At 66.9% G+C, this 20,860-nt stretch carries 18 protein-coding genes; 8 read left to right on the top strand and 10 right to left on the bottom strand.

Annotated elements, in window-relative coordinates; all coding sequences use genetic code 11:
• Positions 1-8 precede the first annotated feature (8 nt).
• The 4 genes from LX81_RS07550 to LX81_RS07535 form a co-directional block, all read right to left on the bottom strand.
• Positions 9-1,766 (bottom strand): ABC transporter permease, encoded by a 1,758-nt coding sequence (locus LX81_RS07550; RefSeq protein ID WP_111536686.1) that lies wholly within the window; start codon positions 1,764-1,766, stop codon positions 9-11.
• A 1-nt stretch (position 1,767) separates the two neighbouring features.
• On the bottom strand, positions 1,768-2,055 hold the full coding sequence (locus tag LX81_RS07545; protein WP_111536685.1) for a DUF1330 domain-containing protein: 288 nt from the start codon (positions 2,053-2,055) through the stop codon (positions 1,768-1,770).
• A gap of 92 nt (positions 2,056-2,147) precedes the next feature.
• Positions 2,148-3,299 (bottom strand): extracellular solute-binding protein, encoded by a 1,152-nt coding sequence (locus tag LX81_RS07540; protein ID WP_111536684.1) that lies wholly within the window; start codon positions 3,297-3,299, stop codon positions 2,148-2,150.
• Positions 3,300-3,397: 98 nt separating this feature from the next.
• The gene (locus LX81_RS07535) at positions 3,398-4,495 is read right to left on the bottom strand and encodes an ABC transporter ATP-binding protein (protein ID WP_111536683.1); all 1,098 of its coding nucleotides are present in this window, start codon (positions 4,493-4,495) and stop codon (positions 3,398-3,400) included.
• Positions 4,496-4,694: 199 nt separating this feature from the next.
• Between LX81_RS07535 and gph the strand changes: the two genes are divergently transcribed.
• The 5 genes from gph to modC all read left to right on the top strand — a co-directional run bounded on the left by gph (position 4,695) and on the right by modC (position 8,473).
• Positions 4,695-5,354 carry a phosphoglycolate phosphatase gene (gene gph / locus LX81_RS07530; RefSeq protein ID WP_111536682.1) on the top strand — a complete coding sequence of 220 codons (660 nt, stop codon included), beginning with the start codon at positions 4,695-4,697 and terminating at the stop codon, positions 5,352-5,354.
• Positions 5,355-5,462: 108 nt separating this feature from the next.
• On the top strand, positions 5,463-5,840 hold the full coding sequence (locus LX81_RS07525) for a winged helix-turn-helix domain-containing protein (RefSeq protein WP_234822519.1): 378 nt from the start codon (positions 5,463-5,465) through the stop codon (positions 5,838-5,840).
• A gap of 64 nt (positions 5,841-5,904) precedes the next feature.
• A complete protein-coding gene (gene modA, locus LX81_RS07520) occupies positions 5,905-6,681 on the top strand; it encodes a molybdate ABC transporter substrate-binding protein (protein ID WP_111536681.1) in 777 nt (258 codons plus the stop codon).
• 2 nt (positions 6,682-6,683) lie between these two features.
• Positions 6,684-7,379, top strand: coding sequence for a molybdate ABC transporter permease subunit (gene modB, locus LX81_RS07515; RefSeq protein WP_111536680.1), 696 nt, complete (start codon positions 6,684-6,686; stop codon positions 7,377-7,379).
• Entirely contained in the window at positions 7,379-8,473 is a 1,095-nt protein-coding gene (modC, locus tag LX81_RS07510; protein WP_111536679.1) for a molybdenum ABC transporter ATP-binding protein, read from the top strand. The genes modB and modC overlap by 1 nt, the downstream gene beginning before the upstream one ends.
• Before the next feature lie 54 nt (positions 8,474-8,527).
• Here the strand turns inward: modC and LX81_RS07505 are convergent, their stop codons facing one another.
• Both LX81_RS07505 and LX81_RS07500 read right to left on the bottom strand, forming a co-directional pair.
• A complete protein-coding gene (locus LX81_RS07505; RefSeq protein ID WP_111536678.1) occupies positions 8,528-11,668 on the bottom strand; it encodes an efflux RND transporter permease subunit in 3,141 nt (1,046 codons plus the stop codon).
• On the bottom strand, positions 11,665-13,059 hold the full coding sequence (locus LX81_RS07500) for an efflux RND transporter periplasmic adaptor subunit (RefSeq protein WP_170133867.1): 1,395 nt from the start codon (positions 13,057-13,059) through the stop codon (positions 11,665-11,667). Before LX81_RS07500 ends, LX81_RS07505 begins: the two co-directional genes overlap by 4 nt.
• Positions 13,060-13,538: 479 nt before the next feature.
• Here LX81_RS07500 and LX81_RS07495 point away from each other — a divergent pair, with 479 nt between their 5' ends.
• Together LX81_RS07495 and LX81_RS07490 are read left to right on the top strand one after the other, a co-directional pair.
• Positions 13,539-14,792: a S8 family serine peptidase gene (locus LX81_RS07495; RefSeq protein ID WP_170133866.1), complete on the top strand. Its 1,254-nt coding sequence runs from the start codon at positions 13,539-13,541 to the stop codon at positions 14,790-14,792.
• Between the two features lie 29 nt (positions 14,793-14,821).
• Positions 14,822-15,061: a hypothetical protein gene (locus tag LX81_RS07490; protein ID WP_111536675.1), complete on the top strand. Its 240-nt coding sequence runs from the start codon at positions 14,822-14,824 to the stop codon at positions 15,059-15,061.
• A 270-nt stretch (positions 15,062-15,331) separates the two neighbouring features.
• On the opposite strand, the gene LX81_RS07485 is transcribed toward LX81_RS07490, so the two are convergent.
• Both LX81_RS07485 and trxB read right to left on the bottom strand, forming a co-directional pair.
• On the bottom strand, positions 15,332-17,038 hold the full coding sequence (locus tag LX81_RS07485; protein WP_111536674.1) for a bifunctional sulfate adenylyltransferase/adenylylsulfate kinase: 1,707 nt from the start codon (positions 17,036-17,038) through the stop codon (positions 15,332-15,334).
• Between the two features lie 340 nt (positions 17,039-17,378).
• Positions 17,379-18,389, bottom strand: coding sequence for a thioredoxin-disulfide reductase (trxB, locus tag LX81_RS07480; RefSeq protein ID WP_111536673.1), 1,011 nt, complete (start codon positions 18,387-18,389; stop codon positions 17,379-17,381).
• 167 nt (positions 18,390-18,556) lie between these two features.
• Between trxB and LX81_RS07475 the strand changes: the two genes are divergently transcribed.
• Positions 18,557-19,057 carry an Lrp/AsnC family transcriptional regulator gene (locus LX81_RS07475; RefSeq protein ID WP_111536672.1) on the top strand — a complete coding sequence of 167 codons (501 nt, stop codon included), beginning with the start codon at positions 18,557-18,559 and terminating at the stop codon, positions 19,055-19,057.
• 45 nt (positions 19,058-19,102) lie between these two features.
• Here the strand turns inward: LX81_RS07475 and LX81_RS07470 are convergent, their stop codons facing one another.
• Entirely contained in the window at positions 19,103-19,864 is a 762-nt protein-coding gene (locus tag LX81_RS07470; RefSeq protein WP_111536671.1) for a Hint domain-containing protein, read from the bottom strand.
• A 237-nt stretch (positions 19,865-20,101) separates the two neighbouring features.
• The gene (gene pgeF, locus LX81_RS07465) at positions 20,102-20,860 is read right to left on the bottom strand and encodes a peptidoglycan editing factor PgeF (RefSeq protein ID WP_111536670.1); all 759 of its coding nucleotides are present in this window, start codon (positions 20,858-20,860) and stop codon (positions 20,102-20,104) included.

Genomic DNA, 20,860 nt, shown 5'->3' with positions numbered 1-20,860 from the left:
CGTTCTCCTCAGCCGAGACTGACGTTGTCGATGCCGACGATGCGGTCGTAGAGGTAGTAGAGGGCCAGCACGAGCACGAGCAGGATGGTGCCGAGCGCCGCGGCGAGGCCCCAGTTCAGCGAACTCGAGATATGATAGGCGATCCGGTTCGAGATGAACGTGCCGGTGGTGCCGCCCACGAGTTCCGGCGTGATGTAGTAGCCGATCGACAGGATGAAGACGAGGATGCAGCCGGCCCCGATTCCGGGGACCGATTGCGGGAAGTAGACCCGCCAGAACGCGGTCCAGTTCGTGGCCCCGAGCGACTTCGCCGCACGCACGTAGGAGGGCGGGATCGTTTTCATCACCGAATAGAGCGGCAGGATCATGAAGGGCAGCAGGATATGCGTCATCGCGATGATCGTGCCGGTCTGGTTGTTGATGAGCGCCAGACGGTTCGTGTCCGATACGAGGCCGATCCAGACCAGGATGTCGTTGATCACGCCCTGCTGCTGCAGGAGCACCTTCCAGGCGGAGGTCCGGACGAGAAGCGACGTCCAGAAGGGCAGCAGCACCAGGATCAGGAGCAGGTTCGACGTCCGCATCGGCAGGTTCGAGAGCAGGAACGCGATCGGGTAGCCGAGGAGGATGCAGCTGAACATGATCGTCAGCGACATGAACATCGTCCGCTCGAAGAGGAGGATGTAGATCGATTGGTCCGCGTCCTGCGCCTCGATCCCGTCGGGTGTCAGCTTCAGGTCCACGGCCGAGAGGAAATAGCCGGCCGTGTAGGGGGAGGAGAAGGCCTGGATCGTTCCCCAGACCTCCGGATCGGCCCAATCCTCGTCGATCTCGTCGACGAAGAACGAGCGGACGGAGGGTGCATCGAAGTCCGAGACGGCGGCCTCGCTGCGTGCGACGAGATCGGCTTCCGGCCCGTCATAGCCCTGCGCCGTCCCGGCGCTCAAATCCTCGTAAAGCGCCTGGTAGACGATGTTCCAGGGTTCCTCCTCGGTCGGGCTGTCCTCGTCCTCAGTTTGTGTGATGTCTGCGAACTGGCCGTAGATCCGGGCGGTGCGCGGGAACGCCTCCTGCGCCGCGTCGCTCACGCGGAAGGTTGGCTCCGGCTCGTCGAAGGCGAGCGCCCTGCGTTCCTCGGGCGTTGCGGCCGCATCCTGCGCGGCTTCCGCCTCCTCGGCCGCGGCGACCCATTCCGCCTGATCCTCGACCCATCCGTCGCGTGCCATGAGCGACACCCAGGTCGCGGGCTCCTCCCAGGCGGGATCGAGTTCCACGAACTGGTCGGTGAGAACCTCGCCGATCTCGTCGACGTCGCGGCCCGTCTGACGCATCAGCGATGACATGCCCGTCATTTCGTAATTGAGCCGGCTGCCGAGGCGCGTGTGGTTCTTCAGCTCCTCGGCCACGACGAGGTCGGCGGCCAGGGCCCGGAATACCTCCTCGTCCGGGACGCCGGTCCCGTCCCAATCCTCCAGCGCGACGACGGTCCGCGGGAGCGTTTCCGACACGATCTGGTTCTCGACCGAGCGGAACAGCATGTCGGCGATCGGGGCCACGAAAGTGACGAGGATGAAGATCAGAAGCGGCGAGATCAGCGCCAGCGCCCTGAGCTTCTGGCGCCGGAGTGCCCGGTTGAGGCTACGCTTGAGCGGCGTTCCGTCCGCTGCGACCATCGGTTCGGTACGTCCCGCCCTGTCCGCCTCGCGGATGGCGTTGTCCGGCGTCGGGCCGGTGAACTGGTCCGGACCGGTGGTCGCGTCGGCCATGTCAGGTTCCTTCCACGAGAATCATGGTGCTGTCGGCGCAGCGTCGCCGGATCTCGGCCACTTCCTGATATTCGGGGTCCTCATAGGCCCGTTTCGCCGCCTCGAAACTGTCGAACTCGATGACGACGTGGCGTTCCTGGGACTGGCCCTCCGGCGTCTCCGACCGTCCGCCCCGCACGATGAATCGCGCTCCGTGCTTTTCGAGTATGGGCGTGTCGCGACGCACATATTCCGGATACCCCTCCGCATCCGTCACGGTGATATGCCCGATGATATAGCCTTTCGGCATCCTCCACTCCTTCTGGCGAGCCGCGAGACCGGGAAAGCGGCCCCGCGGTCGATGGGTCGGAGATCCGCGCGTGGCGCGGATCCGCTCGGGTCTTACTGAGCGAGCCAGGCCTGGAATTCCGCGTCGAGATCGTCGCGGTAATCGGCCCACCATTCGTAGTTCTGCACGAAGGCGTTCGTCGCGTTCTCGGGGTTGGTCGGCATGTGCGGGGCCATGTCGATCCCGAGGGTGGCGTGCTCGCCCACGAGCGGGGCGGAGGAGGCGCGGGCCGGGCCGTAGCTGATGTACTTGGCCTGGTCGGCAAGGCGCTGGGTGTCGGTGGCGAACCAGAGGAAGTCCTTCACGCGGTTCAGTTCCTCTTCCCCGAGGTCCGCGGGAATGACCCAGCCGTCGAGGTCGTAGGATTGCGTATCCCACATCATCTCCACCGGCTGGTCCTGCTCGACGATCAGCGAGAAGAGCCGCCCGTTATAGGTCGAGCCGAAGACCACCTCGCCATCGGCGAGAAGCTGCGGCGTGTCGGCGCCGGCGGTCCACCAGACCGTCTGGTCCTTGATCGTGTCGAGCTTTGCGAAGGCCTGCTGGCGCCCCTCCTCGGTTTCGAGCGCGTCGTAGACGTCGTCCATCGCGACACCGTCACAGATCAGCGCCCATTCCATGTTGTTGTGCGGACGACGCTCGAGGCTGCGGCGGCCGGGGAACGTCTCGAGATCGAACACGTCGCAGATGCTCGACGGCGTGTTGCCATCCCATTCGGCGACGTCGGTGCGATACCCGAACGTGTAGGAATAGGCGATCTGCGGGATGAAGCAGTCGCTGACGAGCATGTCCTCGCCGAAATCCTCCGAGGCTTCGGTCCCGTCGGGGGCGGGGGCCGCGATCTCGTCGATATCGACCTCCATGGCGAGGCCCTCGTCGCAGAGGCGCATCGCGTCGGCCGCGGTCACGTCGACAAGATCCCAGGTCACGTTGTTGGCCTCGGATTGCGCGCGCATGCCCGCGACGGCCTCCGCGGAGCTCTCGTCCCAGGTCACCTGAACCTCGGGATGCATCTCGAGATAGGGCTCGACGTAAGCCTTGAGCTGGCTGTCCTGATAGGCGCCGCCCCAGGACACGATGGTCATCTCGTCGGCCATGGGTTCGCCCGCGACGGGGCTTTCCGTGGTCTGACCGTCCTGGGCGACAGCACTCGCTGCGATCAGCATGACCGCGCCGCTTCCCAGTAGCATTGTCTTGATCTTCATATCGAACACTTCTCCTAACATTGACACCCGTTTGGTCTTTCGCGGATCCCCCGTCCTCGGGTCTCGGAGCGGAGGATCGATCGGGCGCGACCCCCGTTTCAGGGGTCGAGCGCCCGGCAATCCTGCGGCATCCACCCGATCCGGATCTTCTGTCCGGGCCGCAGCCGGGTCTGATTCGCCCGGTTGCGGGTCTTCACGACGAAATCGTCCTTCCCCGCCACGGCGAGGCGGGTCCGGAACACGTCGCCCATGTAGATGAACTCCTTCACCTCGGCATCGAGCGTATGCTCCATCGTGCCCGGGGCGGGGTCGATCTCGACCCGTTCGGGTCGGATCGAGACGAGCGTGCGGTCACCCACCTGCGAGACGTTGACGGGCAGCGCCTCGATCACCTCCCCGGAAGCCAGTTCGACCGTGCAGCTTTCCTTCCCCATCTGCTTCACCGTGCCGTGCAACGTGTTGTTCTCGCCGATGAACTGGGCCACGAAACTGTTCTGCGGCTCTTCGTAGAGCGCGTCCGGGGCCGCGAGCTGCTGGATGCGCCCGTCGTCGAAGACCGCGACGCGGTCCGACATCGTCAGCGCCTCCGTCTGGTCGTGGGTGACGTAGACCACGGTGATGCCGAGGTCGTGGGCGAGCCTCGTGATCTCGAACTGCAATGTCTCGCGCAACTGCTTGTCGAGCGCGCCGAGCGGTTCGTCCATGAGCACGAGCTCGGGTTCGAAGACGAGCGCCCGCGCAAGGGCGATCCGCTGCTGCTGTCCGCCCGAGAGCTGCGCCGGGCGGCGGCCTCCGAACTGCCCCATCTGCACCATGTCGAGCGCGCGCTTGATCTTGGTCTCCCGCTCCGACTTGCCGATCTTGCGCACCTCGAGAGGGAAGGAGAGGTTCTCGGCCACCGTCATGTGCGGGAAAAGGGCGTAGTTCTGGAACACCATCCCGATGCCGCGCTTGTGCGGCGGGATGTTGTTGATCTCCTTCCCCTGGAGGCGGATTTCTCCGTGCGTCGCGGTCTCGAACCCCGCGAGCATCATCAGGCAGGTGGTCTTGCCGGAGCCGGACGGCCCCAGCATCGTGAGGAACTCGCCCTTGGCGATGTCGAGGTTCAGGTCTTTGACGACGAGCGTTTCCCCGTCATAGCTCTTCTGTACGCGTTCGAAGGCGACGAACGCCTGTTCGCTCCCGGTGTCCAGCACCCGTGTCTCCCCGCTTTATGTCGCCGCTGTTGCGGTCTTGCGGAAAACTAAACTAAACGCCCAGCTAGGATGCAAGCGAATGGCGCGTGATCGCAGGTTTGTAATCGCTAAGCGGGACAATTTACCGAAATCAGGCGGATTTTGCGTAAATTCGCCTCCGCAAACATTAATATGAGACAGCGCACGGGGGGTTTGCGGCATGGCGGCCATCATTTTTGATCTCGACGGAACCCTTCTCGATACCGTTCCCGACATCCAGGCCTCGATCAATGTGGCACTCGACCACGCGGGCGCGGCCCCGCTCGATGCCCGGACGGTCCGTTCCTTCGTCGGGGAGGGGACGACGGTCTTCGTGGAGCGGACCCTGCAGGCCCGGAACCTGCCGATTGGCGAGTTCGACGCGCTCCACGAGGATTTCCTTGCGCAGTACCGGACCGCGACGCAGCGCACGGAGCCCTATGCCGGCATGATCGACGCGCTCGACGCGATCACGGCGGCGGGCCATCGCCTCGGGCTCTGCACCAACAAGCCCGCTGCGGCGACGGCTCATGTGCTGGAACGCTTCGATCTCGCGCGACGCATGGTCAGCGTGGTTGCGGGCGACACGCTCGCCCTGCGCAAGCCCGATCCGGCACCGATGCGTCACGCGATGGAGGAGATGGGCGCGGATTTTTGCCTCTATGTCGGCGACAGCGAGACGGACGCGGCCACGGCCCGTGCCGCAGGGCAGGATTTCGTGCTGCACGTTCACGGCTACCGGCGCAGCGCGGCCGAAGAGATATCCGCCATTGCGCGGTTCGGCAATTTCGCCGATCTGCCCGCGATCGTCGAGACTTGGGAGAAGCGGCGCGACATCTGACATTTCGTGACCGCGCGAAGCGAGAGCGGTGTATCCGGCTCGCCATAACGCCCGAGGTCTCGAGCCATCGCTTGCCGCCTCGTGGATGGCGGCGCAATACTCGCGCGCATGGGTGATCGTTCGGACCCGCAGGGCGCGGGCAATCTCAGGATCCGGATCGTCTTCGGCGATGCCGCGATGCTCGGGCCGGGCAAGGCCGATCTGCTCGAGAAGATCCGTGAAACGGGATCGATCTCCGCGGCCGGGAAGGCGATGGGCATGAGTTACAAGCGCGCCTGGATGCTGGTGGGAGAGATGAACGGGGCCTTCCGCGACCCGCTGATCCGGTCCGAACGGGGCGGCGTGAAGGGCGGCGGCGCGCGTCTTACGGACGCGGGGGAGGCCGTCCTCGTGCATTACCGCAAGCTCGAGGACGTGCTGGCCGAGGCGGGCTCGGCCCGGATCGCCGCCCTGAGGTCGCTGTTGCGTGACCCGTCCGAGGATTGACGCTTGTCACCTCCTGCCGCCTTCGCGATATGGTTAGGAAAACATATCACTTGACGGATCCACGATGATGCGCCGGACCGGACGCTTTCATGCCCTCTTCCTGTCGCTCGTCCTGTCCGCCGCGGCGGGCCGTCCGGCTGCCGCCGAGGAGATCGTCGTTTTCGCTGCGGCGAGCCTGACCAACGCAGTGACCGAGATCGAAGAGCGGTTCGAGGCTGAGAGCGGTCACGACCTGATCGTGTCGCTCGCCGGCTCCTCCGTTCTCGCGCGTCAGATCCTTCAGGGCGCGCCGGCGGACGTCTTCATCTCCGCCAATGCCGAATGGATGGACGAGGTTGAGGCCGCCGGGCTGGTGGAACCCGGAACGCGCGTCGACCTGGTGCGCAATTCGCTCGTCCTCGTGGCACACGGGGAGGCGCCCGAAGTCGAGATCGGGCGATCGCTCAACCTCGCGGGGATGCTAGGCGATGGACGCCTCGCCATGGCGCTCGTCGATGCGGTGCCTGCGGGGATCTACGGCAAGGCCGCCCTTGAAACCCTCGGCCTCTGGAACGGGGTGGCGGAGAAGGTCGCGCAATCCGACAACGTTCGAACGGCGCTTCGCCTCGTCGCAACGGGGGAAGCGCCCTACGGAATCGTCTACGCCACCGATGCGGTGGCAGAAGCCGGCGTGACGATCGTCGGGACGTTCCCGGAGGCGTCGCATCCGCCGATCGTATATCCTGCCGCCGCCCTCACGACGGACGGCTCCACGGGGAAGGCGCCGTTCCTCGCGTTCCTCGCGGGCCCGGAAGCACGCGCGGCTTTCGAGCGGCAGGGCTTCGTGGTCGTCGGCGAATAGCCGTGACCGGATGGCTCGGACCCGAGGAATGGCGGGCGGTGGCCCTGTCGCTGAAGGTGTCGTTCTGGGCGACGGCGGCCTCTCTGCCCTTCGGCCTCTTCACCGCCTACGCGCTGGCGCGCTGGTCCTTTCCGGGAAAGCAGTTCCTCAACGGCCTCGTCCACCTGCCGCTTGTGCTGCCGCCGGTCGTGACGGGCTACCTCCTTCTCCTGACCTTCGGGCGGAGCGGTTGGCTCGGGGCATGGCTCGCGGAGATCGGCATCGTCTTCGCCTTCCGCTGGACCGGCGCGGCGCTCGCGGCGGCGATCATGGCGTTTCCGCTGATGGTCCGCGCGATCCGCCTCTCGATCGAGGCGGTGGACAGGAGGCTCGAACAGGCCGGTGCCACGCTCGGCGCGTCCCCGCCCTGGGTCTTCGTCACCCTCACGCTGCCGATGATCCTGCCGGGTATCCTCGCCGGCACGATCCTGGCCTTCGCCAAGGCGATGGGAGAGTTCGGCGCGACGATCACCTTCGTCTCGAACATCCCCGGTCAGACGCGCACGATCCCCACCGCGATCTATGCCTTTCTGCAGGTGCCTGGCGGCGAGGGGTCGGCGCTGAAGCTCGTGCTCGTCTCCGTCGTCGTGGCGATGGGGGCCGTGCTGCTGTCGGAAGTGCTCGCCCGCCGCGTCGCGGCCCGCATCGGAGGTGCGTGATGCTGTCGGTGCAGCTGCGTCACGCCTTTCCGGGCTTTTCCCTCGATCTCTCCTTCGAGGCGCCGGCGGGCGTCACCATACTCTTCGGCCGGTCGGGCTCCGGCAAGACGAGCGTGGTCAACGCGGTCGCGGGGATCCTCACGCCCGATGCGGGACGGATCGCCGTGGGCGACGCCGTGCTTCTCGACACCGCGCGGGGCATCCGCGTCCGGCCCCATCGCCGCCGGATCGGCTACGTCTTTCAGGATGCGAGGCTCTTCCCGCACCTGACCGTCCGGCAGAACCTTCGCTACGGGGCGTGGTTCGCGCCGAAGGACGCTCCCCGGGGAGATTTCGCCGGCGTCGTGGACCTGCTCGGGATCGGCCATCTCCTCGACAGGCGGCCGAGCGCGCTTTCGGGCGGGGAGACGAGCCGTGTCGCGATCGGGCGCGCGCTGCTCTCCGCGCCGCGCCTGATCCTGGCCGACGAGCCCCTCGCCTCGCTCGACGCGGCGCGTAAGGCGGAAATTCTGCCGTATCTGGAGCGGCTCCGCGATGCGGCCACCGTGCCCATCCTCTACGTGACCCATTCCGTGTCCGAAGCGGCGCGTCTCGCCACAACGGTCGTCGCGCTGAAGAACGGGCGGCTCGCCGATCTCGGTTCGCCCCAGAGGGTGCTGGGTGATCCGTCGGTCCTGCCGGGCGGGCCGCGCGAGGTGGGGGCGCTTCTCTTCGCTCGGGTGGCCACGCATCATTCCGACGGGCTGACCGAACTCGATGCCGCCGGCGTGCCGCTCTTCCTGCCCCGCGTGGACCAGCCGCCGGGCACCATCCTGCGGCTTCGCATCCCGGCCCATGACGTCATTCTCTGCCGCACGCGGCCCGAGGGGATCTCGACCCTCAACATCGTTCCCGGACGCATCGTGGAAATCCGCCCGGGCGAGGGACCCGGCGCGCTCGTGACGATGGAGACGCAGGCCGGACGCCTACTGTCGCGTATTACCCGCCGCTCCGCGGCGGCGCTCGGGCTGAAGGTCGGGATGTCCGTTCACGCGGCCGTCAAGTCCGTCGCCATCGCCCCGGCCGATATCGGGCCGGGCGCCGGGACAGACTGAGACGGAGCTCCTGCGAGGATTTCGGAACCGGGGACGCCACGACCGATACCCCGTTCAGGCGGTCTGCTCCTTTTTCTCCTCGTGCCGCTCGCGACCCCAGAAGACGCCGCGCCGGCCTTCGCCCGCGCGTTCCAGGATCGCGTAGAGCGCGGGGATGATCATGATCCCGAGGAGGGTCGCGGCGAGCATGCCGCCAAGCGCCGCCGTGCCGATCGCGTTACGCGCCGCCGCCCCCGCTCCGCTCGCGAGGACGAGCGGCAGGAGCCCGAAGACGAAGGCCAGCGCGGTCATCATGACGGCCCGGAAACGCTGCTGCGCGCCCATGATCGCAGCCTCCGTGATCGGCATCCCCTCCGCGTGCCGGTTCTTGGCGAACTCGACGATCAGGATCGCGTTCTTTGCCGCGAGCCCGATGAGCATCACGATGCCGATCTGCGCGTAGACATTGGCCGTCAGACCCGCGAGCAGCAGGGTCGTCGTCGCCCCCGCCGCGCCGACCAGCACCGACAGCATAATGGCGAGCGGCTGGAGCCAGCTCTCGAACTGGCCCACGAGGAAGAGGTAGGCGAAGACGAAGGCCAGCGCGAAGGCGATGATCGTGAGGTTGCCCGCCTGCTGCTGCTGATACGACGTACCGGAGAACTGGTAGTCGTAGCCCTCGGGCAGCGTCTCCTGGGCGACCTCCTCGAGCGCGGTGAGCGCGGCGCCGGAGGAGGAGTCGCCCGCGGGCGAGCCCGAGATCGAGGCCGAGGTGAAGAGGTTGAAGCGCGGCAGGATATAGGGCCCGAATTCCGTTCTAAGCTCCGCGACGGAGGACAGCGGCACCGACTCGTTCGCCCGGTTCTGCACATAGAGCCCGGTAATGTCCGAGGGCTCCGTGCGGAACCGCTCGTCCGCCTGCAGGCGCACCTGGTAGACCCGCCCCTCGTAGAGGAACTGGTTCACGAAGCCCGCCCCGAGCGTCTGGCCGAGCGTGTCGTAGATCGAGGCGACGCTGAGACCCAGCTGTTCGGAGCGTTCGCGGTCGACATCCACGAAGATGCGCGGCACGTCGGCGGAGAAGGTCGTGCGCGCATTGCCGATCTCCGGCCGCTGGTTGGCCGCGGAGATGAACGAGCGGGCCACCTGCGCGACCTCCGCCGGTTCCTGGCCCTGCGTCGCGAGGATTTCCATCGAGAAGCCCCCGACGGAGCCCGTGCCGGGGATGGAGGGTGGCGGGAAGGCGGTGATCTGCGCGCCGGGGATCGTCGCGAACTGGCCATTGAGCTGACCCAGGATGGCGAAGAGGTCGCGCCGCTCCCCCCAGGGGGCGAGCGTGGCGATGGCGATTCCCACGGATGAGCGAGACCCACCGAGGAAGGAGAAGCCCGCGACCTGGATCACGTTCTCCACGCCGTCGGTATTCTGCACCAGGTCCCCGATCTCGCGCATCGTCTCCGTCGTGCGCTGCAGCGACGCCCCGTCGGGAAGGGAGACGTCGATCAGGATCGCGCCCTGATCCTCGGCCGGCACGAGTTCTCCCGAAAGGTTCGCATAGGAGATCCAGGCCAGCGCGATCGCGCCCGCGAGTGCCGCGATCGCGAGGATGCCACGACGCACGAAGAAGCCCACGACCCGGCCGTAGCCGTCGCGCGATTTCTCGAGGAGCTTGTTGAACTGCCGGAACACCCAGAGCTTGCTGTTCGCCCGCTGCAGCATCGCGCCGCAAAGCGCGGGCGTGAGGGTGAGCGCGACGATGGACGACAGCATGATCGAGATCGAGAGCGACAGTCCGAACTGCCGGTAGAGCTGCCCCGTCAGGCCGGGCAGGAAAGCCGTCGGCAGGAACACGGCGAGAAGCACCAGCGTGGTCGAGATGATCGGGCCGGTGATTTCCCCCATCGCCTTCGTCACGGCCTCCCGCCTTTCCATATCGGGGTTCTCCTCCATCACCCGGCGGGCGTTCTCCACCACCAGAATGGCGTCGTCGACGACGATGCCGATGGCGAGGATCAGCGCGAGGAGCGTGATCACGTTGATGGAGAAGCCGATCGCGAGGAGGGCCGCGAAGGTGCCGACCAATGACACGGGGATGGCGATGAGCGGAATGATCGTCGCCCGCACCCCCTGCAGGAAGGTGAAGACAACGAGGACGATGATGCCGGCGGTCAGAAGGAGGGTCTTGACGATCTCCTCGATCGTGACGCGCACGTATTCCGTCGTGTCGTAGACGACCTCGTAGGACAGGCCTTCGGGAAACTCTCCCGCGCGCTGCTCCAGCTCGTCGCGGATCAGGCCCACGGTGTTGATTGCGTTGGCCCCGGGCGACTGGTTCACCTGCATGGTCAGGCTCGGTCTGTCGCCGAGGAAGGAATTCGTGGAGTAATCCTCGCTGCCGAGCTCGATCTCGGCCACGTCGCGCAGGCGCACCAGTCCGCCCTGGTCGCCCGCGCGCACGACGATGTCGCCGAAGGCGTCGGGGTCGGAGAGGCGGCCCTGCGCCGTGACGGTGTAGACGACGGCCTGCCCGTCCACGGCGGGCGCGCCGCCGATCTGGCCCAGGGCCGCCGCGAGGTTCTGGCTGCGGATCGCGTCGGCCACGTCGGTGGGCGAGAGGCCGAATTGCGTGAGCTTGTCGGGATCCGTCCAGACCCGCATCGCGTAGTTCGAGGGGCCGAGAACCTGCGCGTTGCCCACGCCGTTGATCCGCTGGACCGCCGTGGTGAGGTTCGTGGAGACGTAGCTCGCCGCGTCGATGATCGAGAGCGACGAATCTGCGTCGATCGGAAAGGCCACGGCGAGCAGGAAGTTCGGGCTCTGCGTGCGTACGGTGACGCCCTGGTCCACGACCGAGGTCGGAAGCTGCGGCGTCGCGAGCTGGACGCGGTTCGAGACGTTGACCTGCGCGATGTCGGGGTCTGTGCCGATCGCGAAGGTGATGGTGAGCGAATAGGTCCCCTGGTTCGAGGAGGAGGAGGACATGTAGATCATGCCCTCGACTCCGTTGATCGCCCGTTCGAGCGGCGCGCCGACCGTGTCGGCGAGAACCGTCGAATCGGCGCCCGGATACGAGGCGGAGACCTGTACCGTCGGTGGCGAGATGTTGGGGTATTGCGTGACCGGCAGGTTGAAGATCGCCAGGATCCCGGCGAGCGTTATGACGATCGAGACGACGGCGGCAAGGCGCGGTCTCTCGATGAACGTCCCCGAGATCATTGCCCGCCGCTCCCGGACCCGCCACCTTCGCCCGAACCGCCCGAACCGCCCGAACCGCCCGAACCGCCCGAACCGCCCGATTGCCGTTCCGCCATGCGCGGATCGACCTGCTGCCCGTCCTCGAGATTGAGCGCGCCGCGCACCACGACGCGCTCGCCGCCCGAGAGCCCTCGCGTCACGGCGACCGTACCGGGGCTCGGCCCGTCGGTCGTCTCGATGGGCATCCGGGTCACGGTATCGTCGTCACGGACCACCCAGACGGCCCGACCCTCCCGAGCGAGCTGCACCGCGGCCTGCGGGATCACCGGCAGCATTGGGGGGTCGGCCTCCGTGACGAGGAGGGTGACGTTCTGGTTCGGCAGGAGGAGCCCGTCGGGATTGTCGAAGCGGACGCGCACCTCAACCGTTCCGGTCTGCGGATCGACACTGTTGCCCACGAAGTCGAAGGCGCCGTCTTGCGGGTATCTGGTCCCGTCGGGCAGGACGAGGGTGAGGTCGAAATCGTCGGGCGCCGACGCCCCCGTTTCCCCCTGCAAACCTTCGGCCGACCCGGCCTCCGCGTCGTCCTCGCCTTCGGTCTCCGCGATCGGAGCGGGCTCTCCGGTGCCGATCCCGAGACGCTGCCAGGTGGCGAGGCGGTTTTCTCCCAACGAGAAGACACCCCAGATCGGATCGAGCTGCACCAGCTCGGCCAGCGTGCCGCTGCCGGCGGTGACGTAATTGCCCCGCGTGACGAGCGGAGCCGACATCTGCCCGTCGATGGGCGCCTCGATCGAGGTGTATTCGAGTTCGAGTTCGGCCTGCCGTAGATCGGATTGCGCCTGCAGCCGGTCCGCCCACGCCGCTTCGGCCGCCGCGCGTGCGTCGTCGAGGTTCGACTGGCTGACCGTGCCTGATCCGCGAAGTTCCTCGGCCCGGGTCAGGGCGCGTTCGGTTTCGAGCGTCTGAGCCTCCGCACCGGCGAGCCGGGCCTGCGCGGCCTCGACCGCGATTTGGTATTGCGCCTGCTCGATCTGGAAGAGGAGCGTTCCCTCCGACACATCCGCGCCGCCGGAGAACGCGACCTCCTCGACGAAGCCCGGAACGCGGCTTTGCAAATCCACCCGCTCGATGGGCGCGATCCGGCCCAGGAAGCGGAAGCTTTCAGCCACGGACCGACGCTCCGCGGTCTCGAAGACGATCGCGGGCGGACGGTCACCCCCCTGTCCCTCGCCGGAGGCGCCTTGGCCCTGTCCGGAGCCGCTCTCGGCGTCACCGTCGATCCCGAAGAGCCGGGCGAGAAAGCCGGGAATGCCGACCTCGCCTATGACGGGGAGATCTACCGTCGGGTTCGACGTATCGTCACCCTCCGATTGCGCGGCGACGGATGTGGCGGCGACCAGGCCGCTCATCGCGATCGCAGCGATATACAGGACGGGACGGGCTTCCCCGGCGGATCCGTCCGGGTGTCTTGTTCGCGGCTGTAACATGCACACCTTCTCGCCGATCCCGGCAGCCCGGGAGAAGAGTGCCAGAACGTCGCATCCCGGCGGTCTCCAATTGTCATTCGGTAAGGGTTCTAATTCCCGGCGGGACTTTGACCAGTCAATCGGTGTCCGCCGCGGTCGATCTTCTGTCGCTTCGCCAGCATCCCGGTGATGATTCGGAAACAGGACAGACGGTGCTGGCGAAGGCTCTGAGCATTCTCTCCCTGCCGCCGATCCGCTGCCTCGACCCTCAGCATAAACAACCAATACCGTGCGCGATGGAGGCCCAATATCGCAAGACGAGCGGCCGGGGAGGGCGCGTATCCGTGACATGCGCCTCCATGGACAATCCCTGACACTTCATCATCTTGTGCACTGATTGTTACCAAATGCCGGAGCAGGCTATGCCGATACCCCCATATCTCGATCTCATGCGGCCACGTCCGACCGGTCATGTCCTCGTGACGTTCCGCGACGGGGTCGCGGACGAGCAGATGGCGGCGATCGAGCGGGTCTCGGTTCATGGCGCGGGGCTGGCCCCGGCGCGTTCCGTCTCTATCTTCGAGGCGGCGGAGATCGATCCCGACATCCTCGACGGCCCGGTTCTCGTGCGCGGATTGGGGGTGGGGCTGGTGCCGATCGCGGATCGCGGCGCCGTGGGAAGCGTCTCCCGCGCGATCGCGAAGGACCCGGCGGTGGAAGAGGCCCGGCCGGAATTCTTCATGTATTCCGCCGACGCTCCCTGCCTCGCCGTCGATGACGCGGCGCGAACCTGGGGCATCGCCGCGACGGGGGCAGACCGGTCCATGGCGACGGGGGCCGGCATACGGATCGCCATTCTTGATACCGGCTTCGCGCTCGGCCATCCCGATTTCGTCGGAAAACAGATCACCGCGCGCAGCTTCGTCGCGGGGGAAACGGCGCAGGATGTCCAGGGACACGGCACGCATTGCGGGGGCACCGCCGCGGGCCCCGACGCGCGGGGCAACGTTCCGCGCTACGGCGTGGCGACAGGGGCCGACCTCGTGATCGGAAAGGTGCTGAACGACACGGGGTCCGGCCGGGAGATCGACATCCTTGCGGGCATGGCGTGGGCGATCGAGGAGGGGTGCGAGGTGATCTCAATGTCGCTCGGACGTCCGACGCAGCCGGGCGAGCTCCCGAGCGCCGCGTACGAACGGCTCGGACGGCGCGCGCTCGAACGGGGCTGCCTGATCGTCGCGGCGGCCGGCAACGAGAGTGCGCGGGATTTCGGTTATATCGCGCCCGTGGGCGCACCGGCGAACTCGCCCTCGATCCTTGCGGTAGCGGCGATCGCACCGACCGGCGCGGTCGCGGACTTCTCCTGCGGCGGGATCGATGCGGGGGGCGGCGAAGTCGATCTGGCGGCGCCGGGCGTGGGTATCTTCTCCTCCGTCCCGGCGCCGCGGCTCTATGCGTCGCAGCAGGGCACCAGCATGGCCTGCCCGCATGTCGCGGGGATCGCGGCGCTTCTGGCGGAGGTCGATCCGACATTGCGGGGAGAGCGGCTCTGGCAGGCATTGGTGCGGAGTGCGCGCGATCTCGGCCTTTCGGCGCGCGACGGCGGTGCGGGTCTCGTGCAGGCCCCGGGTATCGAGAAGGAGGTGTGCGACGGCCCGTCGGTCGCGGTATCATAGCGAACCGAGAATCACGTGGAGCAGCCTGCATGGGTGAGAAGCAACGCATCGGTGTCCTGATCACGCTGTCGGACACGGCCCTTCAGGCGACCGACCGGATCGCTAGGGAATTGCAGGCGCAGGGTATGCAGATCGACGGCGTGGTCGCGGCGGCGGGCGCCATCCACGCGATCTGCACGCCGGGCGAGATCGAACGGGTCCGGGCGATGCACGACGTCTTCGATGTTCGGATCAGCGTCGGGGCGAAGGCATTGCGCTCCGCGTCCTGATACCGGCGAGCGGTTCTCTCTGCAGACCAATATCGCGCGGACATACGAAACGGGCGCGCCCCGTGGACGCGCCCTGAAATGCTTTGCCGTGAATGGGCAGGCAAGAATTGGCCCGAACTGACACCGCGATTGAACGTAACTGCCTCGCGCGCGGGCCCTGAGGTCGCTCTAGACAGTCATTGTGTCGAGCCGAAGACGAACGGATGACGATCCCGTGACCTGCGATCCCACCCGTGTCGGGGTCCCCGCCGTGCAGGGACCCAGGCGCGCTCAAGCGGCGATCAGACCCATCGATTCGAGCTTCAAAAGCACCTGGTGGGCGCAATTGTCGACATCGACGTTTTCGGTGTCGAGCCTGAGCTCGGGGTTCTGCGGCTCGTCGTAGGGGTCCGAGATCCCGGTGAATTCCTTGATCTTGCCTTCCCGCGCCAGCTTGTAGAGCCCCTTGCGGTCGCGCCGCTCGCATTCCTCGAGCGACGTCGCGACATGGATCTCGCAGAACGCGCCGTAGGCCTCGATCTCCTCGCGAACGGCGCGCCGCGTCGTGGCGTAGGGCGCGATCGGCGCACAGATGGCGATGCCGCCGTTCTTGGTGATCTCCGAGGCGACGTAGCCGATCCGTCGGATGTTGAGATCGCGGTGCTCCTTGGAGAAGCCCAGTTCGGAAGACAGGTTCTTGCGCACGATATCGCCGTCGAGGAGCGTAACCGGGCGTCCGCCCATCTCCATCAGCTTGACCATGAGCGCATTGGCGATGGTCGATTTGCCTGAGCCGGAGAAGCCGGTGAAGAACACGGTGAAGCCTTGTCGCGCCCGCGGCGGACGGGTGCGGCGCAGTTCGGTGACGACCTCGGGGAAGGAGAACCACTCGGGGATCTCCAAGCCTTCCTGAAGACGACGGCGCAGCTCCGTGCCGGAGATGTTGAGGACGGTCACGCCCTCCTCGATCTCGTCGGCGGGCTCGTATTGCGCACGCTCCTGCACGTAGACCATGTGTTTGAAGTCGACCATCTCGATGCCCATCTCGTCCTGATGGGCGCGGAACAGTTCCTGCGCATCGTAGGGGCCGTAGAAATCCTCTCCCGCGGAGTTCTTGCCCGGTCCGGCATGGTCGCGGCCGACGATGAAGTGGGTCACGCCGTGGTTCTTGCGGATGAGGCCGTGCCAAACCGCTTCCCGCGGGCCTGCCATGCGCATCGCGAGATTGAGCAGCGACATGGTCGTCGTCGCCGCGGGATATTGGTCGAGAACCGCCTCGTAGCAGCGAACCCGCGTGAAGTGATCGACGTCGCCCGGCTTCGTCAGACCGACCACCGGATGGATGAGAAGGTTGGCTTCTGCCTCCTTCGCGGCGCGGAACGTCAGTTCCTGATGCGCGCGGTGAAGCGGGTTGCGGGTCTGGAACGCCACGATCTTGCGCCAGCCGAGCTTGCGGAAATAGGCGCGGAGCTCGTTCGGCGTGTCGCGACGGGCGCGGAAATCGTAGTGGATCGGCTGCTGGATTCCCGTCACCGGCCCGCCGAGATAGACCTTGCCAGCCTGGTTGTGCAGGTAGTTCACGGCCGGGTGCGCGCTGTCGTCGGCGCCGAACACCTTCTCCGCCTCGCGCGCCTTGTCAGGCGTCCAGATGTCGGTCACCGTCATCGTGGCGAGAATGACCCCTTCCTGGTCGCGCAGCGCAATGTCCTGGCCTTCGCTGACCTTCTCGGCAAAGGCTTCCGATACGTCGAGCGTGATGGGCATGGGCCAGAGCGTGCCGTCGGCGAGCCGCATGTTCTCGACGACGCCATTGTAATCCTCACGGCCGAGAAAGCCCTTGAGCGGGAAGAACCCGCCATTCATCAGCAATTCGAGATCGCAGGTCTGACGCGGGGTCAGATCGTGGGAGACGAGATCGCCGGCCTCGGCCTTCAGCTTCTGGGCGCTGTCATAGGAGACGTAGAGTTCCGGGATGGGGGCGAGGTTCGGCAAATGCATGGGTCGGAATCAGCTTTTCTGGGGGTGCGACGAACGTCGCTTTCGGGGCGCGCCATATCGCGGCGGTGCGGGCCGGATCAAGGCGGAACCGACGAGAGGGCGCCCGAGACGGCCAGAATGGTCGAAAATCCGCCTTATGGCGCCGGGATGGAAATGGGCGTTCCACGCTCCCGCGACGGCGTCGGACCTTGTTCCGACGCCTACCGGTCGCCTGTGCCCCTGCCGACGGAACGACCGGTCGCACTCAGGAATTTCGCGAGCATTGACACCATTTCCGCATTTCGCGGCGACAATTTCCCGGTCCGCGCCGTGATTGTTCACCGCGCGGACCGAAGCCCGTTCACTCCGCCGGACTCGGTTCCACCTCGGCGCCCCATCCCAGGGGCTCCGTCTGGACCTTGCCATCGGTCTCTCCCACGGAGGCGAGGAAGCGTTCGGCCTCCAGCGCGGCCATACAGCCCATTCCGGCGCTCGTAACCGCCTGGCGGTAGACGTGATCGGTGAGATCGCCCGCAGCGAAGACGCCGGGCACGGAGGTCGCGGTGCTGTCGGGCTTCGTCACGACGTAGCCGCCGTGATGCGTCTCGAGCTGCTCCGCGACGAGTTCGGAGGCGGGCGCGTGGCCGATCGCCACGAAGACGCCCGTGACGGCGATCTCCTTGATCTCTCCGGTGTCCACGTGGCGCGCGCGCAGGCCCTCGACGCCCCGGGGGGCCGTCGTCCCCGTCACCTCCTCGAGGGCGTGGTTCCAGAGGATTTCCACCTTTGGATGATCGAAGAGCCGCTTTTGTAATATCTTCTCGGCACGGAGTTCGCCCCGGCGGTGAATGAGCGTCACCTTTGAGGCGAAGTTCGTCAGGAACAGCGCCTCCTCCACTGCCGTATTGCCGCCGCCGATCACGGCGACCTCCTGACCGCGGTAGAAGAACCCGTCGCAGGTCGCGCAGGCCGAGACACCGAAGCCCTTGAATGCCTCCTCCGACGGCAAGCCCAGCCATTTCGCCTGCGCGCCGGTCGCGAGGATCACGGCATCGGCCTTGTAGATCGTGCCGCTGTCGCTTTTGGCGGTGAAGGGGCGGTTCGCGAGGTCGATCGAGGCGATCATGTCCGAGACGATCTCCACCCCGGTCTCGCGCGCATGGGCTTCCATCCGGACCATGAGGTCGGGGCCCATGACGCTCGCATCGCCCGGCCAGTTTTCCACATCGGTGGTGATGGTGAGCTGCCCGCCCGGCTGGATCCCCTGGATCAGGACCGGCTCCAGCATCGCGCGCGCGGCATAGACGCCGGCCGTGTAGCCGGCCGGGCCGGAGCCGACGATCAGCACCTTGACGTGACGGGTCTCGCTCATGGGACGTTCCTTCGATTGCGCTGGGCACCGAATATAGGGTTCTCTCCGGCACCGCGAAAGCCCCGCTTCCCGCCCTAGGCTCCGGAAAGAATCTTGCGCAACGTTGAAACATAATTGCGCCTCAGCGTCTTTCGGCGCATAGGATCGGAATGTTGCGGGGGACCTGAATGGCTGGGCACAAGCTCGACTCGATCGACCGGCGAATCCTGTCGGAACTCCAGTCCGACGGACGGATGACGAATGTCGAACTGGCGCGCCGGGTCGGCATCTCGGCGCCGCCCTGCCTCAGGCGGGTGCGCACGCTCGAGGAGGCGGGCTATATCCGTGGCTATCATGCCGACGTCGATCCGCGCGCGCTGGGTTTCGAGGTCCAGGTTTTTGCGATGGTGGGCCTGCAGAGCCAGACCGAGGCCGATCTCTCCGCCTTCGAGCAGCGTTGTCGCGACTGGCCCCTCGTGCGCGAATGTCACATGCTGAACGGCGAGGTCGATTTCATCCTGAAATGCTCGGCACCCGATCTGTCGACGTTCCAGTCCTTCCTGACCTCCGAACTGCTGACCACGGCCAATGTCGGCAGCGTCAAGACCTCCCTCGTCATCCGCAACGCCAAGCGCGAACCGGGCGTCTCTTTCGAGGTTCTCGAGGAACGCCTGCTGCGGGGCGCGTAGGCACCCGCCCGTCCGGGTGTTCGGACCGAGCGGACGGAAAGCGTGTCAGGCCGCGTCGAGCTGCCCCGCCTCGTCGAGGCTGAGACGCGGCATTGCGAGCTTTCCGAAACCCGCCGGCCCGTCGAGATGCGGGAACATCGACATGTAGAGCGAGAGGAGCTCCCGCCCGATCGACGCGTCGATCCGCCCGGGATGGACGCTCTCAAGTTCTACTCCGCTCACCGACAAAGTCCGGTGCGAGGCGAAGCCGAGATGGAAGAGCTGCACGGAGGAGATCGGCGCGACCTCGATCACGGTCATGCCGTCGGTCATCGCCTCGACCGGGATCAGGGCGGCCTCGCTGCCGATCCGGTCGCGCAACGTGCCTGAGCGCGAGACGATGCGCGCCGCCGGGCCGAGCACGAGGTCGAAGGACGGACGCCCCAGGCCGAGCGCCTCGGCGGGGATCCGGTAGAGCGGACGGCGCCGTCCGTTGGGAACCAGCGTCTGCGACCCGATCCAGAGCAGCGTCTCCGGCCCCTGGGAGGTCGCGACCCGCATTCCGGGGAGCAGATCCTCGACGGCCACCGGCCCCTGCGCGGTCGGGACGATGGCGCCCCGCGCCAGCGCACCGAAGGATTGCGTGAAGAGCGGGACCCGCGGGCCCATCCGGACGCAATCGTCGATCTCCCCGTCGGCGCCGAGCCACATCGCCTGATAGCGCTCCGAGAGTGGCGGCATGGCGAAGGTGTTGGGTACGCGCCGGACCGTCCAGGCGGTACTGCGCTGCTTGGGGTGATGATGGGCGATCGGTTCGCGGTGCGGCATGGTTTCCCCTCACATGGCAGTTCCAGACGACGCAGGGCAGGGCCGGATGGCCCACCCGCGGTTCGGTCCGGTCGGGGAATGCGGCCGGCGCATATCAGCCGACGCGGGCAGCTCGCGCGGAGATCACGCGGCGCTGCCGATGTCCTGATGTCGCCCTTCACCACCCCGATCAGGCCGAGTGTCAGTCATCGCGCGGAATGTGGGCGGTATCGTGGCCGTCGCGGGGCGATTCGGCGGTCAGGCGCGGATGACGGAGACGAGGCGTCCGTAATCGGCCTCGCGGCGATGCGACGATCGCCGGTAGGAATAGAACCGGGCATCGTCGTGATAGGTGCATTGCCCGATCCATTCGGCGGCCGCGACGCCCGCGCGGCGCAACCGCGACAGGCCGTAGCCCGGCAGATCGAGATGCAGTCGGTCGCCTTTACCGCCTACGAAGAACCGGTCGGCTTCGTGATCTGCCGCGCGGAACGCATCCTTCAGGTCGGGTCCGACCTCGTAGGCACGCTGCGAGATGCAGGGTCCGATCACGGCCCGGATCGCGTCGCGCCGCGCGCCGAGCTCTTCCATCGACGCGAGCGTGGCCTCGATCACCCCGCCGAGTGCGCCGCGCCAGCCCGCATGGGCCGCGCCGACGACACCGCTTTCCGGGTCGCAGAAGAGGATCGGCATGCAATCGGCGGTCAGGACGGCAAGCGCGATGCCCGGGGTCGCGGTCGCGAGCGCATCCGCATCGGGCGGTGCGGCCGGCGCGTCGGGCCCGGCTGCCACGGCGATGTCGGAATGGACCTGGTTGACGCCGCGCAGCGCGTCGGGCGCCACTTCCATCGCCCGGGCGACGCGGAGGCGGTTGATCGCCACGATCTCGCGCTGGTCGGAGGAGCCGAAGCCGCAATTGAGACCCGCGAAGACACCCGAGGAGGCCCCGCCGCGACGCGTGAAGAATCCGTGGCGAAACGGAGAAAGCGCGTCGGACGTGAGGATCTCGAGCGTCAT

It is taken from the genome of Palleronia aestuarii (assembly GCF_003253995.1).
Taxonomy (GTDB): domain Bacteria; phylum Pseudomonadota; class Alphaproteobacteria; order Rhodobacterales; family Rhodobacteraceae; genus Palleronia; species Palleronia aestuarii.
Note: the sequence above shows the minus strand (reverse complement) of the source record. Positions and strands in the feature narration are given on the sequence as shown.

Coding starts and splice junctions, on each gene's coding strand:
- LX81_RS07550 (WP_111536686.1), bottom strand. CDS start 1,766: ATGGCCGACGCGACCACCGGTCCGGACCAGTTCACCGGCCCGACGCCG.
- LX81_RS07545 (WP_111536685.1), bottom strand. CDS start 2,055: ATGCCGAAAGGCTATATCATCGGGCATATCACCGTGACGGATGCGGAG.
- LX81_RS07540 (WP_111536684.1), bottom strand. CDS start 3,299: ATGAAGATCAAGACAATGCTACTGGGAAGCGGCGCGGTCATGCTGATC.
- gph (WP_111536682.1), top strand. CDS start 4,695: ATGGCGGCCATCATTTTTGATCTCGACGGAACCCTTCTCGATACCGTT.
- LX81_RS07525 (WP_234822519.1), top strand. CDS start 5,463: ATGGGTGATCGTTCGGACCCGCAGGGCGCGGGCAATCTCAGGATCCGG.
- modA (WP_111536681.1), top strand. CDS start 5,905: ATGATGCGCCGGACCGGACGCTTTCATGCCCTCTTCCTGTCGCTCGTC.
- modC (WP_111536679.1), top strand. CDS start 7,379: ATGCTGTCGGTGCAGCTGCGTCACGCCTTTCCGGGCTTTTCCCTCGAT.
- LX81_RS07505 (WP_111536678.1), bottom strand. CDS start 11,668: ATGATCTCGGGGACGTTCATCGAGAGACCGCGCCTTGCCGCCGTCGTC.
- LX81_RS07500 (WP_170133867.1), bottom strand. CDS start 13,059: ATGAGCGGCCTGGTCGCCGCCACATCCGTCGCCGCGCAATCGGAGGGT.
- LX81_RS07495 (WP_170133866.1), top strand. CDS start 13,539: ATGCCGATACCCCCATATCTCGATCTCATGCGGCCACGTCCGACCGGT.
- LX81_RS07490 (WP_111536675.1), top strand. CDS start 14,822: ATGGGTGAGAAGCAACGCATCGGTGTCCTGATCACGCTGTCGGACACG.
- LX81_RS07485 (WP_111536674.1), bottom strand. CDS start 17,038: ATGCATTTGCCGAACCTCGCCCCCATCCCGGAACTCTACGTCTCCTAT.
- trxB (WP_111536673.1), bottom strand. CDS start 18,389: ATGAGCGAGACCCGTCACGTCAAGGTGCTGATCGTCGGCTCCGGCCCG.
- LX81_RS07475 (WP_111536672.1), top strand. CDS start 18,557: ATGGCTGGGCACAAGCTCGACTCGATCGACCGGCGAATCCTGTCGGAA.
- LX81_RS07470 (WP_111536671.1), bottom strand. CDS start 19,864: ATGCCGCACCGCGAACCGATCGCCCATCATCACCCCAAGCAGCGCAGT.
- pgeF (WP_111536670.1), bottom strand. CDS start 20,860: ATGACGCTCGAGATCCTCACGTCCGACGCGCTTTCTCCGTTTCGCCAC.